This is a genomic window from Actinoplanes sp. NPDC051513 (assembly GCF_044454685.1).
GTDB lineage: Bacteria > Actinomycetota > Actinomycetes > Mycobacteriales > Micromonosporaceae > Actinoplanes.
Window position 1 is genome coordinate 54489 of the sequence record NZ_JBITDW010000011.1, and the last position, 16143, is coordinate 70631.

General features: G+C 69.6%; 11 protein-coding genes. 5 read left to right on the forward strand and 6 right to left on the reverse strand.

Annotation, left to right across the window (positions count from 1 at the left end):
* Nucleotides 1-16: 16 nt before the first annotated feature.
* Complete coding sequence (locus tag ACIA5D_RS30900; RefSeq protein WP_396033864.1) at nt 17-166, reverse strand: hypothetical protein; 150 nt, start codon at nt 164-166, stop codon at nt 17-19.
* 25 nt (nt 167-191) lie between these two features.
* On the opposite strand from ACIA5D_RS30900, the gene ACIA5D_RS30905 reads away from it, so the two are divergent.
* Nucleotides 192-1448 (forward strand): glycoside hydrolase family 1 protein, encoded by a 1257-nt coding sequence (locus tag ACIA5D_RS30905; RefSeq protein WP_396033865.1) that lies wholly within the window; start codon nt 192-194, stop codon nt 1446-1448.
* A gap of 119 nt (nt 1449-1567) precedes the next feature.
* Here the strand turns inward: ACIA5D_RS30905 and ACIA5D_RS30910 are convergent, their stop codons facing one another.
* The 4 genes from ACIA5D_RS30910 to ACIA5D_RS30925 are packed head-to-tail and all read right to left on the reverse strand — an operon-like array spanning nt 1568 to nt 7294.
* On the reverse strand, nt 1568-2839 hold the full coding sequence (locus tag ACIA5D_RS30910; protein ID WP_396033866.1) for an ABC transporter substrate-binding protein: 1272 nt from the start codon (nt 2837-2839) through the stop codon (nt 1568-1570).
* A 29-nt stretch (nt 2840-2868) separates the two neighbouring features.
* Complete coding sequence (locus ACIA5D_RS30915) at nt 2869-5550, reverse strand: family 78 glycoside hydrolase catalytic domain (RefSeq protein WP_396033867.1); 2682 nt, start codon at nt 5548-5550, stop codon at nt 2869-2871.
* Nucleotides 5547-6368: a carbohydrate ABC transporter permease gene (locus ACIA5D_RS30920; RefSeq protein ID WP_396033868.1), complete on the reverse strand. Its 822-nt coding sequence runs from the start codon at nt 6366-6368 to the stop codon at nt 5547-5549. The genes ACIA5D_RS30915 and ACIA5D_RS30920 overlap by 4 nt, the downstream gene beginning before the upstream one ends.
* On the reverse strand, nt 6365-7294 hold the full coding sequence (locus ACIA5D_RS30925) for a carbohydrate ABC transporter permease (protein WP_396033869.1): 930 nt from the start codon (nt 7292-7294) through the stop codon (nt 6365-6367). Before ACIA5D_RS30925 ends, ACIA5D_RS30920 begins: the two co-directional genes overlap by 4 nt.
* A gap of 251 nt (nt 7295-7545) precedes the next feature.
* On the opposite strand from ACIA5D_RS30925, the gene ACIA5D_RS30930 reads away from it, so the two are divergent.
* From ACIA5D_RS30930 to ACIA5D_RS30945, 4 genes are all read left to right on the forward strand, one after another.
* Complete coding sequence (locus tag ACIA5D_RS30930; RefSeq protein ID WP_396033870.1) at nt 7546-8595, forward strand: LacI family DNA-binding transcriptional regulator; 1050 nt, start codon at nt 7546-7548, stop codon at nt 8593-8595.
* A 48-nt stretch (nt 8596-8643) separates the two neighbouring features.
* On the forward strand, nt 8644-9675 hold the full coding sequence (locus tag ACIA5D_RS30935) for a LacI family DNA-binding transcriptional regulator (protein ID WP_396033871.1): 1032 nt from the start codon (nt 8644-8646) through the stop codon (nt 9673-9675).
* 818 nt (nt 9676-10493) lie between these two features.
* On the forward strand, nt 10494-12704 hold the full coding sequence (locus ACIA5D_RS30940) for an alpha-L-rhamnosidase C-terminal domain-containing protein (protein WP_396033872.1): 2211 nt from the start codon (nt 10494-10496) through the stop codon (nt 12702-12704).
* 78 nt (nt 12705-12782) lie between these two features.
* On the forward strand, nt 12783-14747 hold the full coding sequence (locus ACIA5D_RS30945) for an alpha-L-rhamnosidase C-terminal domain-containing protein (protein WP_396034009.1): 1965 nt from the start codon (nt 12783-12785) through the stop codon (nt 14745-14747).
* 563 nt (nt 14748-15310) lie between these two features.
* On the opposite strand, the gene ACIA5D_RS30950 is transcribed toward ACIA5D_RS30945, so the two are convergent.
* A complete protein-coding gene (locus ACIA5D_RS30950; RefSeq protein WP_396033873.1) occupies nt 15311-16135 on the reverse strand; it encodes a lysophospholipase in 825 nt (274 codons plus the stop codon).
* Nucleotides 16136-16143 lie beyond the last annotated feature (8 nt).

Here is a 16143-nt window from a genome sequence, read left to right on the forward strand (position 1 = left end):
CGGGGAGACCGACGCGTCAGGCGCTGGCGCGGCGAACCAGTTGGATCACGTCCTGGCCGGGGCCGGGGACGGTTGGCCTGCCCTCCAACGCGTTGATCACCGCCGATGCCAGGTGGTGGCCGAGCGCCGACATGCCGGTGGCGACGGTGGCCGCACTCGCCCTCATGTGAGAACTACCGCGAAGGAGCACCTTGCACAGCGATTTCCCGGCCGATTTCCTGTGGGGCGCCGCCACGGCCGCGCACCAGGTCGAGGGCGGAACGGTCAACAACGACTGGTGGGACTTCGAACACGCCCCCGGCACCGCCGCCCGGGAATCGTCCATCGACGGCATCGACCATTTCCACCGCTACGACGAGGACTTCGCGCTCCTGAAGGCCCTGGGCCACAACGCGCACCGGCTCTCCCTGGAGTGGTCCCGCATCGAGCCGGCGCCGGGCGAGTTCAGCCGGGCGAGCCTGGCACATTACCGCCGGGTCCTGACCGCACTGGCCGAGAACGGCATGACCGGCTTCATCACCCTGCACCACTTCACCCTGCCGCGCTGGTTCGCCGCCCGGGGTGGATGGCTTGCTCCGGACGCGATCGCGCTGTTCGACCGGTACTGCCGGAGGGTCGTCGCGGAACTGGGTGACCTCATGCCCTTCGTATGCACCATCAACGAGCCACAGATGGTCGCCCTGCACGGCTATCTCGAGGGCATACATCCGCCCGGCATCACCAATCCGACGCTGTGGAAGCGGGTCGGCCGGGTGCTTCTACAAGCACATCAGGCTGCGGTGCGGGCCGTCGACAACGGGCCGGGCGAATCCCGCAGCGGCCTGGTCGTGCAACTGCCGCTGCTGGCGCGCGCCCGCGACGACGAGACCTGCCGGGCGCTGTGCCGCCTCATGCAGGGCGAGCTCGTCGACCTGTACCTGGACGGGCTGACCGGTGCGGACCGCGGCGACTGGCTCGGCGTCCAGTACTACCGCAAGCAGTGGGTCGATCCCGCCTCCCCCACCCTGTTCGCCGACCCGCCAACCGGATCGCAGCTGACCCAGATGGGCTGGGCGGTCCACCCCGACGGCCTGCGTCAGGTCCTGCACCGGGCCGCACAGACCGGGCTTCCCCTCTACATCACCGAGAATGGCATCGCGACCGAGGACGACACCGAACGTCTCGCCTACCTCGAGTCCCACCTGACCGCCGTCGCCCACGCCCGGGCCGAGGGCGTCGACGTCCGGGGCTACCTGCATTGGTCGGCATTCGACAACTTCGAATGGGCCGAGGGATACCGCCCGAAGTTCGGACTGGTCGCCGTCGACCGGGACAAGAACTTCACCCGTACCCCCAAACCCAGCGCGTACGCCTTCGCCCGGCTGGCCACCACCGGGCGCCTGGACGCACTGCACGACCAACCACGTGCCGGCGCGAAGCCGACGGCCACCGAACGCGGCCGCTCCTGACACCCGCAGCGCGTCGTCAGCTCGCCGTGACGGTCGGCGCGCCCGGCGCGTTCAGCCTGGCGGCGGCCTCGGTCCCGTCAATCGTGAGGGCCGGGGCCCCGGGGGCCCCGGCCTCCGGCTCAGGAGCCGGCTTTGTAGTCCTGGTCCATGGCGGTGAGGACCTTGTCGGCGGTGGATTGGTTGCTGAAGATCTCCTGCAGACCGCTGAGCATGGTCTGCTGGACCTTGGCGTTGGGCCACAGCTGGTCCATGAACGGCACGGTCTTGTTGTCCTTGACGAACGTGGTGAGCTCGGTCAGGCCCGGGTCGACGGTGCTGCCGGCGGCAGCCAGCGTCGGCAGGCTGCCCTGCGCGTCGTTGAAGACCTTCATGCCCTCGGGCGACATGACGAACGTGATGAACTTCAGCGCCAGCTCCTTGTTCTTCGCCTTGGCGTTCACGCCGTAACCGGCGCCCGCGGCGGCCGGCATGATGAACGTCGCCGTGTCGTCGGTGGCCGGCAGCGCCTTCATGGTGAACTTGCCGCTGGGGTTCTTTCCCTTGAGCAGGGCGATGACCCAGTTGCCCTGGACGATGCCGAGGGTCTTGCCGGTGGCGGCGAGGGTCTGGCTGGCCTCGTAGTTGGTGCCGAGCGGGTTCTTCTGGAAGCAGCCGGCCTTGTTCATCTCCTGGTACTTGGCCATGGCGGTGGTCCACGGCGAGTTCGCGAAGGTGGCCTGGCCCGCGGCCATCTTGGTGTCGAAGTCCTTGTCGGTGCTGTAGACGGTGGTGGCGACCAGCGAGTACAGCACCAGCTGGGTGACCCAGTTGTCCTGGATGCCCAGCGCGTAGGCGGGAGTGCCCTTGGCCGCGGCCGCCTTGCAGAAGGCGATCATGTCGGTCCACGTCGCCGGCGCGGTGAGCCCGGCCTTGGTCATGGCGTCGTCGTTGTAGACCGCGCCGATGCCGTTGAGGCCGAACAGGGCGTTGTAGGTCTTGCCGTCGTACTGGGCGACCTTCTGGAACGAGTCGGGAAGCTGGGACGCCCACGGCTGGTCGGACAGGTCGAGCAGGTAGCCGGGCTTCGCGAGGACGTACGTCGCGCCCGGGTTGCCGTTGCCGGGCCACACGGTCATCACGTCCGGCGCGGTGCCCGAGGACAACTGGGTGCGGATCTGCTGCTGATACTGGTCGGCGCCGGCCGTGGTGAGGTTGACGGTCACCCCGGGGTTGGCGGCCTTGAACGCGTCGACGACCTTCTCGATGGAGCCCTGGTCGACCGAGGCGATGGTCAGCGTCTTGTTGTCGCCGCCGCCGCCGCCGGAGTTGGCGTTGGTGCCACCGCTGCAGGCGGCCGCGAGCGTAATAGTGGTCAGAGCTGCCGCGAGCGCGGTCAGTTTGCGGGTTTTCATGGTGTCTCCTACGCCGGAGATTGTCGTGATCAAGCGGGGTTTGCGATGAAGGTGAAGCGGCCGGACGTCAGCCGCAGGGTGACCCCAGCGGCGGACGGCTCGACCCCGAGAACCCCGGGCCGGTCGGCGGCGGGCACGTCGTCCTCGCGCACGCTGCCGGGGTCGGCGGTGGGGATCTCCAGTACGGCGGTGCTGCCCGGCGGCACCGTGACGGTCACGGTGAGCCGGTCGTCGGTGATCGACCAGCCGCAGGCGACCCGTCCGCGGGCGGTGTCCTGCTCGGCGCGGGCCCAGGTCAGGTTGCCGCCGGGCCGGGGACGCAGCAGCAGCGTGCGGTAGGCGACCGAGCCGGGGGTCTGTCCGATGCCGGCGACGTGGCCGTAGAGCCAGTCGCCGATGCTGCCGAGGCTGTAATGGTTGAACGAGTTCATCGCGGCGGACTGGAAGCCGCCGTGCTCGGTCCAGCCGTCCCAGCGCTCCCAGATCGTGGTGGCGCCGTGCCGGATCGAGTAGCCCCAGGACGGGAACTCATCCTGGTGCAGCAACGCATAGGCCAGGTCGCTGCGGCCGTACTCGGACAGCACCGGGCACAGCAGCGGAACACCGACGAACCCGGTGGTCAGCCGGTTGCCCCGCTTCTCGATGTCGGCGGCCAGGTGGTCCACCGCCGCGTCGACCAGCTCGGGCGGCATCAGATCAAAGGCCAGGGCCATGAGGTACGCCGTCTGGGTGCCACCCTCGACCGTGCCGTCGTCACCGATGTACGCGTCGGCGAACGCCGATCGGATCCGGGTGTGCAGCTCCCGGTACTCCGCCGCCTGATCCAGGCGGTTCAGCACCTCGGCGGCGTCCGCGACGATCCGGGTGCTGCGCGCGAAATAGGCGGTGGCGAGGACATCGCGTGGAGTCTCGGCGTCGACCTGAAGCCAGTCGCCGTACGAGTTGCCGGTGCGGTGCCGCCACAGCAGGTCCGGGTTGTGCCGCCGGATGTGCTCGACCCAGGCCACCATCGCGTCGAAGCTGTGCTCGAGCGTGCGCCGGTCGCCGTAGGTGCGCCACAGCAGCCACGGGATGATCACGCCGCCGTCACCCCACGCCGGTGCGCCCTCGCGGTCGAGCACCAGGATCGGCGCGACGTCGCGGAATGCCCCGTCCGCGTTCTGGCCGTCGACGACGTCACGCATCCAGCGGGCGAAGAACGCGGACACGTCGGCGTTGCGGGTCGCGGTCGGCGCGAACACCTGGGCGTCGGCCAGCCAGCCGAGGCGCTCGTCACGCTGCGGGCAGTCGGTGGGCACCGCGACGAAGTTGCCGCGCTGACCCCACACGATGTTCGACTGCAACTGCTCGACCATCGGATCGGAGCAGGCGAACGTGCCGGTCCACGGGGTGTCGTTGTGCAGAACCCGGGCGCTGACGTCGGCGGCGGCCAGGTCGCCCGGGTAGCCGCTGATCTCGGCGTAGCGGAACCCGTGGAACGTGAACTGCGGCTCGAAGACTTCGTCGCCGCCGGCGGCCACGTACACGTCGGTGGCCTTCGCCCGGCGCAGGTTGTCGAGGTAGAGCTCGCCGTCGGCGAGCACCTCGGCATGACGGAGCACGATGCGCCGGCCCGGCTCGGCGCCGCGAATGCGCAACCGGACGCGGCCCACGAGGTTCTGCCCGAAGTCGACGATGACGCGGTCCGGCCCTCGCCGGTCGACGGCGATGGCGGGCAGGCCGGCGGTGACCCGGATCGGCGCGTCCGGCTCGGCGACCAGGGGGCCGATTTCGTGGTCGAGCACCGCGACGGGCATGAACCCGGCGCCGCCGATCGTGGTGTCCCAGCCGTCCGGTTCCCGCCGGGAGTCGACGAACTGTCCCATCAACAGGTCGGCCGCGCGGATCCCGCCGGGCTGCTCGCTCCAGCCGCCGTCGGTGGCGATGACCCGCCGGGAGCCGTCGGCGAAGTCCAGGACGAGCTGGGCCAGGTACGCCGGCGCGGCGCCGTAGTGCCGGGCCGGACGGCTCGGGTCGAAGCCGACGTGGCCGCTCCACCAGCCATCGGCCACGATCGCCGCGACGACGTTCACGCCGGCGCGCAGCTGCCCGGTGATGTCGTACGTCTGGTACTGAAGGCGCCGGTCGTATTCCGTCCAGCCGGGCGCGAGCTCGAGGTCGCCGACCCGTTCGCCGTTGAGCCGCGGCTCGTAGACGCCGCGGGCGGTGGCGTACAGCCTCGCCCGGACCGGCCGTTCGGCGAGCTCGAACGCACGTCGCAGGTACAGCGGCGCCAGGGCCGGGTCGGGGTAGGACCGTTCCTCGTCGGTGGGCGGGTCGACCGGTGGCAGGCCCACCCGGTCACGGCCGATCCAGACCGCTGTCCATTCGCCGGGGTGCAGCAGGCCGGTCTCGAACCAGGTCTGCGCGGCGCCGGCCGGGGTGCCGGTCTCGTCCCAGACCTCGACGCGCCAGTGGTAGCGGGTGCCCGACTGCAGCGCGGGGCCGTCCCAGCCGATCAGCAGCGTCTCGCCGCTGTCGCGGCGGCCGCTGTCCCACACCAGCCGGGTGGGATCGTCCAGGTCGGTCCCGCTTGCGGCGGCGATGATCCGGTACGCGGTCTGCGCGGCGCCGCGACGGTCGCCGTCGAGCTTCCAGGACAGCCGGGGGCGGGGCTCGCCCAGTCCCAGCGGCTCGACGCGTTGTTCGGTGGTGAGGGCGTACGGGGTCATCCTTTGAGTCCTCCGGCGAAGCCGTTGATGATGCTGCGTTGCAGCGAGAGGTAGACCGCCAGGACCGGGACGATGCTGATCAGCAGGGCGGCGAAGACGAGGTTCCAGTCGGAGACGTACTGGCCGAAGAAGCCGGCGATGGCGACCGGCATGGTCTGGTTGGTGCTGCCGGACAGGTAGAGCAGCGGGGTGAAGAAGTCGTTCCAGACGCTGACCGCGTTGAGCACCAGCGCGGTCACCGTGATCGGTTTGAGCATCGGGAAGACGACGTACCGGAAGCTCTCGAGCGGGGTGCAGCCGTCGATGAAGGCGGCGTCCTCGAAGTCGCGCGGCAACGCGCGGAGGAACCCGACGTAGAGGAACGTGGTGAACGGCACCTGCAGGCCGGAGTAGAACAGCACCAGCGACCACACCGAGCCGAGCAGTCCCAGGTCGCGGATCGTCTGATAGAGCGGCAGCGAGGCGAGCTGGAACGGGAGGATCAGGCCGAGCATGATCAGCAGGAAGGTGCCGCGGGACCAGTTCGCGGTGGATCGGGCCAGCGGGTAGGCCGCGAGCGACGACACGGTCAGGACGATCAGCACGCTGACCGCGGTGACCACGAGGCTGTTGATCAGGGCGCCGCCGAGGCCGCCCTGCTGCCACGCCTGCCCGAAGTTGTCCAGCGTCGGGGCGGTGGTCGGGTGGATCGGCGACGACGTGTCCGACGACGGCCGCAGGGCGAGGTTGACCAGCACGTAGACCGGGAAGGCGAACACGATCGCGACCGCGGCCATGACCATCTCGAGCAGGAACGTGCGTTTGGTGTAGCGGTTCACGACGCCGCCCTCTCGTTGCGGGACAGGACGGTGTACTGGCCGGCCGAGGCGATGGCGACGATGACCGTCAGCACGACCGCGAGGGCGATGCTGTAGCCGAACTCGCCGAGGGTGAAGGCGTCCTTGTAGATCAGCGTGGAGATGGTGTCGGTCGCGTGCCCCGGGCCGCCGCCGGTGAGCGCGTACACCTGGTCGAACAGCTTGATCCCGCCGATGATCGACAGCATCAGGTTGATCGTGATGGCCGGCGCCAGCAGCGGCCGGACGACGTACCAGAACCGGCGGAACGGCCCGGTGCCGTCGAGGGCGGCGGCCTCGTAGATCTCCCGCGGGATCGACTGCAGTCCGGCCAGGAAGATCACCATCGAGTAACCGGCGAACTGCCACACGATGACCAGCACGATCATCCAGATCGCCAGGCGCGGGTTGCCGAGCCAGTCCTGCTGCCACGACCCCAGGCCGACGGCGCTCAGCAGGCTGTTGACCGCGCCGTCCGGGCCGAGCAGGTTGCGCCACAGGTAGGCGGTGACGATCGGGGTCACCACCGCCGGGGCGAACAGCAGCACCCGCAGGAAGTTCCGGGTCTTGATCATCGTGTTGACCCCGAGGGCCAGCAGCAGACCGATGCCGTTCTGGATCACCGTGATGGCGACCGCGATCAGGATCGTGTGCCACACCGCCTGCAGCGCGTTCGGGTCGTCCAGCATGTCGACGAAGTTCTGCAGCCCGACGAAGGCGAACTGCGGGTCGAGGCCGTCCCAGTCGGTGAAGGCGTAGTAGACGCCGCGAGCGCTCGGCACCAGCACGACGAACGCGAACAGCAGCATGGCCGGCAGGACGAACCACCAGGGCGGGGCGGTGCGCCGCCGCGACCGCGTCGCGGTCACCACGCCGGGCGCCGGTGGGGCTTTCGTATCGATTGTCATGGGGAACCCACTTTGTTGAAGCGTTTCAGGTGGGCCTTGAGGCACCGGGACCAGGTTGCGCAAAGTGACCGGGCCACGACCCCACGGCGGCAGGACAGCGATCGTGATGTGGGTAACGTTTTCCAAGATGTTTCGCAGACACTAAGAGCCGATGCCGAACAGCGTCAAGAGGCGCGGGTACTTTTGCTGATCTAGCGTTACCCGGTGCAGATCCTTAGTGTGGGTAACGTTGCTCGACCCAAGGAGCTGGCATGCCGCGACCGACGACTTCAAGCCGCCGGGTGACGATCGTCGACGTGGCCCGGCACGCCGGAGTGTCGACGACGGCCGTGTCGAAGGTGGTCCGCAAAGCCTCGGGCACGAGCGCCCAGATGCGCTCCCGCGTGCTGGCCGCCGTCGAGCAGCTCGGCTACCGCCCGTCGGCGACGGCGAGGGCCCTGCGCGGACGGACGTACACGCTCGGCGTGGTGCTGCCCGACATCCGCAACCCGTTCTTCGCCGACATCCTCGACGGCGTCACCGAACACCTGAGCGGAACCGAGTACCAGCTGCTGATGTCGTCGAGCCACGACGACGAGACCGGCGAACAGCGGGTCACCGACGCGATGATCGACCGCAGCATGGACGGCCTCCTGCTGGTCGCGCCCATCGCCTCGCGGGTGCGCCTCCAGCGGGTCGCGCACACCGTGCCGACGGTGGTGATCGGCAGGCACGGCCCTGCAGCGGGCTACGACATCGTCGCCGACGACGACTTCATCGGAGCGGGACTGGTCGTCGCCCACCTTGCCGGCCTGGGCCATCGCCACATCGCGCACATCGAGCACGACGAGGCCGACCCGATTCGCCGCGTCGAAATGCCCAACGCCCGGCGCGCCGACGGATACCGGCACGCCATGCGCGCCCACGGGCTCGGCGACCGGATCGACATCGTCTCCACCACCTACAACCGGGAAGGGGGCTATCGCGGCACTCGCCTGCTGCTCGAGCGCCGTGACCGCCCCACCGCGATTTTCGCCGGCGCCGACATCGTGGCGATCGGGGTCCTCGACGCGCTCACCGAAGCCGGGCTGACGGTGCCCGGTGACATCTCGGTGGCCGGCTACGACGACATCAGCTTCGCCCGGTTCGGACCTGTCTCGCTCACCACGGTCGACCAGGCCGGCCACCAGATCGGCGCCACCGCGGCCCGGCTGCTGCTCGATCGCATCGCCGATCCGGCTCGGCCGACCTCCCAGGTGACCTTCTCCCCCACCCTGGTCACCCGGCGCACGACCGCCGCACCGCCCCGTTCACCCAGATGATCAGTACGCTCGTGCTACCGGTTGTTCCGAAACCGCAGAGGAGACCTGGTGGAGAAGTCAGCGCCCCGACGGATCACGATCGTCGACGTCGCCCGTCACGCCCAGGTGTCCACCACCGCGGTCTCCAAGGTCCTGCGCAACGCGTACGGGGCCAGCCCCGCGATGCGCGCCAAGGTGCAGCAGTCCATCGCCGAGCTCGGGTACCGGCCCTCGGCCGCCGCCCGGGGGCTACGCGGTCAGACGTACACGATCGGCGTGATGCTCCCCGACCTGCGTAACCTGTTCTTCGCCGACATTCTCGACGGCATGACCACACAGCTGGCCGGCACCGACTACCAGGTGCTGCTCGCGCCCGGCTGCAACGGCGAGAAGGCCGAGGCCCGGGTCATCGAAGCGATGATCGACCGCAGCATGGACGGTCTCGTCCTGATCGCCCCGGTTTCGGCCAAGACGCGCCTCAACACCGTCGCCCGCAGCGTTCCGACCGTTGTCGTCGGCCGGCACGGGCCCTCCGCCACGTATGACACCGTCACCGACGACGACGTGTTCGGCGCCGCCCTGGTCGTCGACCACCTCGCCGATCTCGGCCACCGCCGCATCGCGCACATCGAGCACAACGAGACCGATCCGGTACGCCTCGCGGAGATGCCCAACGCGCAGCGCGCCAACGGCTACCGCGAAGCGATGCGCGCCCGCGGACTCGGCGACGAGATCGACATCGCGTCCACCAGCTACACCCACGAGGGCGGCTATCTGGGGGCGAAGGCGCTGCTGACCCGGCCGGTCCGGCCCACCGCGATCTTCGCCGGCGCGGACGTCGTCGCGCTCGGCGCGATGGAGGCGATCGCCGAGGCCGGTCTCTCCGTCCCCGGCGACATCTCGGTGGCCGGCTACGACAACAGCGCCCTGGCCGCGTTCGGTCCGGTCTCGCTGACCAGCGTCGACCAGGACGGTCGCCAGATGGGCGCGAACGCCGCCCGGCTCCTGGTGGAGCGCATCGCCGAGCGCGACCGCCGGACCGCCCATGTGAAGTTGACGCCCACCCTGGTCGTCCGGCGCACCACAGCTGCCGTCGCCTGAGGCGGGCAATCCGCCGGAGGCGCGGGCCGGGCGAGGGCGGTGGGCAGACATTCGGCGTCAGGCCCCCAACTCGCCTGGAGGCCGCCGACGCGCGCCGCGGCGTAGCCGGACGCGGTGAATGCGGCGATCGGGTCGCGCGGCAGACCCCGGCTCTCTCGGCGGTCTGCCAGCGCGCCTCGGACGTAGGTCTCGAAGGCGTCCATGAGCACGGCGTTCGCGCCGAGGACATCGCCGCCTTCCTGCGCGGCGGCCAGGGCGGTGAAATCGATCTGCAGCGCCTTGGCGAGGGCCTGGCACTGGTCGAGCAGGAAGTCGACGTGCGAAGCAGGCCGGTGAGCGCCGGCCGAGACGATCTCCGCCGTGATCCGGACGACACGGCGGCGACCGCGGGTGGCCGCGAATCGGCGGATCATGTTGCCGCCAGGAGCGGTGGACGACCAGTACCGGAAGGACGCAGGCTCAGGCACGGCGGAGACTTGAACGTTTCATAACCTGCGCAACGGGCATGCGATGTTGTGCTGCCGGGTCTGCCGATCGCCTCAGATTGAGAAACGTTACCCATGTCCACGGTGGACCATAGGAGCGCATCGCGGTGCCGTCAAGCGTCCTCGATAAAGCCTGACAGCCAAGTCCCTTGACCCGCGACGACATCGATGCTTATGGTCTGCGAAACATGTGAGAAACGTTTCTCACACTCGCTGGGTCGCGCCCTCCTCGAAGGACGGGTACGGCTCCAGCCGTGTCATGACCGGGTTGCCCACGCGGTTGCGACCCAATGAAACGTTACAAAGCTCGTTCCCATCGAGAAAGGAACGACGTTGTCCCGTCTTACGATCTTCCCGCCACGCGCGTCCGCGGCGCGGCGAACGCTGGTCGTCGGGCTGGTGCTGGTCACCGGTCTCGCCACGGCCCCGTCGCCCGCCGCAGCATCCTCCCGATCGTGGCAGTCCTACGTACTCGGTCCCGGCTCCGACCAGGTCACGGCCGTCCGCGCCGAAGGCCGCGGCCAGGTCACCCACCCGGAATCGCTGGTGCGCCGCCACGGCAAGCCGGCCACGCTGACCACCGTCGCCGGGAAGACGCCCGCCTCGGTCCTGCTCGACTTCGGCAAGGACATCGCCGGAACACCCAGCCTGGACATCACACAGGTCAGCGGAGCCGTCACGCTGAACCTGGTGACCGGTGAGGCACGCCAATACCTGCGCCGCCCGGCCGCGACCACGACGTCCGTGGACGCTGCCGCGGGGGCGAGCCAGGTAACGGTCGCCTCCGCCGCGAACCTCGAAATCGGCAACACCATCACCTTCGGCGGCGCTCAGACCCGTACGATCACCGGCTTTGACGCCACCGCACGCACCATCGACCTGGACCGGCCGCTCGACCAGGCGGTCGCCGCAGGCGCCGCCGTCGCCACCACCCCCGGCGCACCGGCCTCCGACGAGTCACGCGGCCTGGCCGGCGTCGGCGGACCCGACACGCTCCAGGTCACCGCGCCCGGCCGGGTCGCCGGCGGATTCCACGGCGGATTCCGGTTCATCCTGCTCACGCTCACCACGCCCGGCACCGTCACGTTGTCCGGGCTGGAGGTCGACTTCCAGGCCTACCGGGCCACCGCCCGCGACTACCGCGGCTGGTTCCTGTCCAGCGACGACCAGCTCAACCGGATGTGGTATTCCGGCGCCTACACGCTGCAGCTGAACATGAAGCCGGCCGGGCTCAACGGGCTGCCGGACGAGCGCATCTACGACGGCGCCAAACGCGACCGCAGCATCTGGACCGGCGACCTGCTCGTGCAGGGGCCGACCATCCTCAGCACCCTTGGCGACGTCGGCGCCTCGTACCTCAAGTCCTCGCTGGAGGCGCTGTTCGCCACCCAGCGGGCCGACGGCGCACTGCCCGGCTCGCCCGACTTCGCCAAGCGCACCTCGCCCGCCGGGTCGCCGCTGTTCTACTCCAACAACTATTCCGGGTACGGTGCCCGCGCCGCCATCGACTACTACCGCTACACCGGCGACACCGACTACATCGTCAGCCGCCTGCCGAACCTGCGCCGCGAGCTCGCCTACAACGCCACCTTCCTGACCGCGAACAACCTGGTGGCCTCCAACGACCGCGACTTCTGGCAGGCCACCCAGACCGGCGAGGTCACCAAGTACTCGATCGACTTCTACATCCTGCTGCGCGAGATGGCCTGGCTCGAGCGCACCGTCGGCTCCGCCGCCGACGCCGACGGCTACGACGCCACGGCCGACGCCATCAAGACCGCGGTCAACGCGCGCCTGTGGAATCCCACCTTGGGCGCGTACGGGCAGAGCACCGACCACCCGGATGTGATGGTCGAGGACGCCAACGCCCTCGCGTTGCAGTACGACTTCGTCCCGGCCGACCGGCGGGCGAGCGTGCTACGCGCGCTGGAGACACTGTGGACGCCGTACGGCGCGATCCTCGGCCCCGGCCTGCAGGACCCGACCGGGCACACCATCGAGCCGTTCGGCAACGGCATGGAGACCGCCGGCCGATTCGCCGTCAACGACGTCGACGGGGCGCTCGCCCTCATGCGCCGCACGTGGGGTCCCATGGTCGACCCCCGCAATCCGCTTTACACCGGCGGGCTGTGGGAGTTCAAGAACAACGACGGCGGCGTCAACCGCGCCACCGCCAGCCTCGCCCACGGCTGGGCCGCCTCACCGAGCGTGCAGCTGACCCAGCAGATCCTGGGCATCAGCCCGGTCGGCGCCGGCTACTCGACCTGGCTGATCCAGCCACGCCCCGGCCGGCTCGGCTGGGCCAAGGGCGTCGTGCCCACCGCGTACGGCGACATCAGCGCCGACTGGGAGCAGACCGGCAACTGCAGCCGGTTCGAGCTGCACGTCACCACCCCGCGCAACACCTCCGGCACGATCGCCGTCCCCGCCGGCAAGCACAGCAAGATCATCGTCAACGGCCGCACCGTGCGCCCGACCGTCACCGACGGGTACGCCCGGCTGTCCGTGCCGGGTGGCGCCTACAGCATCACCGTTCTGCGCTGATCCTCCGACACCGCATGGCCGCGCGGGCCCCCGGCGCGGCCATGCGGTTCCCCACCAAGGAGAAGCCCCGTGAACCGCATGACCAGCAGAACTCTCGTCGGCGCCGTCGTCTGCCTGATCGCCGCCACCGCCGTTCCCGGGCGGGCCGCGGCCGCATTGCCCACCTGGCCGGCCAACCCGAACTGGCAGAGTCTCGTGCCGGCCCCCACCAGCGACAGCGTCCGAGCCGCAACCGTCACCCGCACCAGCGGCTCGGTCACCAACGCGGCCGGCCTGGCCGGCCAGGGCAGCGGCGCCACCGTCCTGACCACCTCCTCCACCGGCTCCCCGGCAACGGTCATTCTCGACTTCGGCAAGGAGGTCGGCGGCACGCCCTTCATCACCGTCTCCAGCGGCGGCACGGGCACCGTCCGGGTCGCCACCAGCGAGGCGCTGCCCTACCTGACCGCCAGCAACGGGATCTACAACAACGACAACGGATCGCCGGTCACGTTCAGCGTCAACGGCGCCCGCACCTACACCGGCGCGCTCCGCGGCGGCTTCCGGTTCGCCGCCGTTCAGCTCACCACCGCCGGGAGCGTCACCCTGACCGGCGCCGGCGTCAACTTCAAGGCCTACCGGGCCACCGCCGACAAGTACCAGGGCTACTTCATCTCCAGCGACGACCAGCTGAACCGCATGTGGTACGCCGGCGCGTACACGGCCCAGATGGACATGGTGCCCACCGGCGTCTCCTCCTGCTTCAACGTCCCGGTCATCTTCGACGGCGCCAAACGCGACCGCGCCATCTGGTCCGGCGACCTCATGATCACCAACCCGGTCGCCCAGCTGTCGCTGGGCTCCAACAGCGCCGCCTACATCAAGGGCTCGATCAACAGCATCGTCAACCTGCAGAGCTCGAACGGCCGGCTCACCAGCGCGGTCGGGTTCCGCGGCTGCGGCGCCTTCGACTACGCCATGACGTACTCGGCCTACTCCGCGATCATCGCCGTCCAGTACTACCGCTACACCAACGACAGAACCTTCATCAGCGGCCTGCGGTCCAAGCTGGAAGCCGCCACCGCCTACCACGCGACCAGACTGGACGCCAACGGGCTCGTCGTCACCAACGACAACGACTACTGGCAGACCAGTCAGAGCGGTGAGGTCACCGAGTACAACCTCGCCTACTACGAGCTGCTCCAGAACATGATCTGGATGGAGGGCAAGGCCGGCACCGCCGCCAAGGTGACCGAGTACACGAACAAGGCCAACGCCCTGAAGACCGCGATCAACGCCCGCCTGTTCAACACCTCGGCCGGGCTCTACCAGCACACCAACAGCAGGCCCAACGTCTTCCCGCTCGACGCCAATGTCAACGCGATCCGCCTCGGCGTCGCGCCCGCCGACAAGATCGCCGGCATCCTGAGCTACTTCAAGGCACGGTGGCAGGCCCACGGCAGCCAGATCTCCCAGCCCGCGCCGAGCATGGCCGACCCCTACGGCCACACCATCGAACCGCTCAACAACACCTGGGAGGCCATGGCCCGCTTCGGGAGCGGCGACACCGCCGGCGCGCTCGACCTGATGCGCCGCCTCTGGGGCATCCAGGTCGACCCGAACAGCGGCTACTACACCGGTACCTTCTGGGAGTTCGTCAACAGCAACGGCCTCCCGTCCCGCGGCTTCGACAGCCTCGCCCACGCCTGGGGCGCCGGACCGACCCAGCTGCTCACCGAGAACGTCCTCGGCGCCACGGCCGTCAACCCCGGATACACCACCTGGCAGGTCAAACCCCAGGCCAGCTCCCTCGCCTGGGCCCAGGGACAGGTGCCCACCGCGGGCGGCTCGCTGGCCGTCAAATGGGCGCGGGACACGTCCGGGCAGTTCCACCTGCAGGTCACCTCGCCGGCCGGAACCAGCGGCCAGATCTGGGTACCGCTGGCCTCGACGTCCGCAACCAGCACCGCCATGACGTCGGGCGCCACGTTCGTCCAACGCAACGGCCTCTACGACATCTACTCCGTCGGCGCGGGAACTTTCGAGTTCAGCTCAACGTCCTGAGAACGCTCGGCGTCCCGGCAGGCGTGCGTGCCGGTACGCCGAGTGCCACGTTCCCGGTCGAGATCTTCTCGGGGGCTGCTCACCCGACGGCGCCTTGGGCGATCTCGCCCGGGTGTCGTGATGCTCGGCCCGCCAACGCGAGTGTCAGAAGGGCGGCCCCCGTGACGGCTGCGCAGGCCAGGAAGACGCCGGCTGACCGGGTGATGTTGCGGAGAGGGGCAATGGCAGCAACTCCCTCGGCCGGGTGCGGGCTCGTAGCGTGGGGCGGGAGCCGGCCCGGGCGCCTCGGCCGGCGCTGTCTCAGCCGACAGCGCGCAACACGAGTAGGGCTTCACCATGTCCGTCACCATTCCGAATGTCACCTTGAACAGTGGCGTGCAGATGCCGATCCTGGGGTTCGGCGAGCCGCGACAACCCACGCAGGAAGGTTCTGGGGAAACGGGTACTGGCAAGGTCCCCCAGACACCGGCTTCGGGTGACCACGACCTCCCGCTGGCTGAGCCGGCGCGGCAACGACCGGTTCGCCGCTCCATCCGTTTCATCCGCCGCCAAGGCCGCGGCCGTCATCGGTGGGCGTCGAGCCAGCTCACGATGTCGGCGAGCACCTGGTCGCGCTCCGGCTCGTTGTGGGGTTCGTGGTAGAGCCCTTCGTAAATCTTCAAGGTGAGGTCCGGTGAGCCGGCGTGCTCGCGTACGAGGGCGCCGGCCGCCGGTGGCACGAGCCGGTCCGCCCCGCCGTGCAGAACGAACAGCGGCAGCGTGAGCCCCGCAAGCCGGGATGGCATCGCGGTGGCCGTCAGCATCAGCTCGGTGCCGGTGCGGGCGGTCATCTTGCCGAGGTGGTTCAGCGGATCGTCGCGGTAGGCGCGGACCACCTCGGGGTCACGGCTGATCGTGTCGAGGTCGAGCGCGAGCATGCCGAGGTTGGGCAACAGGGCGGAGACCAGCGGCGCCAGTCGTTTCTGCGCCGTGGTGGCGGCGCTGGTGTCCAATGCCGGCGCGGAGATGACCCCGCCGCGTACGCGGTCGGCGGGCTGTCCCGTCAGATACTGCAAGGCGATCAGCCCGCCGAGGCTGTGCCCATAGACGAACACCGGTACGCCCGGGACGCTCTGGGCGGCCAGCCGGGTCAACGCATCCACGCCGTCCACGGCCGCGGCCATGCTCGTGATGTTGCCCCGCTTGCCCGGCGACCGGCCATGCCCCGGATGGTCCACGGCATGGACGTCGTAGCCGGCGGCGACAAGTCGCTCGGCGACCGGGCGGTACCGGCCGCTGTGCTCGTGTACGCCGTGCACCACGATGACCAGTCCGACGGGCGCCTCGCCGCTCCAGCTCTGCCAGTACTGCCCGGAGACCAGCCGGCCCTCGGCGTGCGTCTCGGCCATGCGGTCTC

What these genes read in the sequence shown, in the direction of transcription:
- ACIA5D_RS30900 (WP_396033864.1), bottom strand. Translation starts at nt 166, where the DNA reads ATGAGGGCGAGTGCGGCCACCGTCGCCACCGGCATGTCGGCGCTCGGC.
- ACIA5D_RS30910 (WP_396033866.1), bottom strand. Translation starts at nt 2,839, where the DNA reads ATGAAAACCCGCAAACTGACCGCGCTCGCGGCAGCTCTGACCACTATT.
- ACIA5D_RS30915 (WP_396033867.1), bottom strand. Translation starts at nt 5,550, where the DNA reads ATGACCCCGTACGCCCTCACCACCGAACAACGCGTCGAGCCGCTGGGA.
- ACIA5D_RS30925 (WP_396033869.1), bottom strand. Translation starts at nt 7,294, where the DNA reads ATGACAATCGATACGAAAGCCCCACCGGCGCCCGGCGTGGTGACCGCG.
- ACIA5D_RS30930 (WP_396033870.1), top strand. Translation starts at nt 7,546, where the DNA reads ATGCCGCGACCGACGACTTCAAGCCGCCGGGTGACGATCGTCGACGTG.
- ACIA5D_RS30945 (WP_396034009.1), top strand. Translation starts at nt 12,783, where the DNA reads ATGACCAGCAGAACTCTCGTCGGCGCCGTCGTCTGCCTGATCGCCGCC.
- ACIA5D_RS30950 (WP_396033873.1), bottom strand. Translation starts at nt 16,135, where the DNA reads ATGGCCGAGACGCACGCCGAGGGCCGGCTGGTCTCCGGGCAGTACTGG.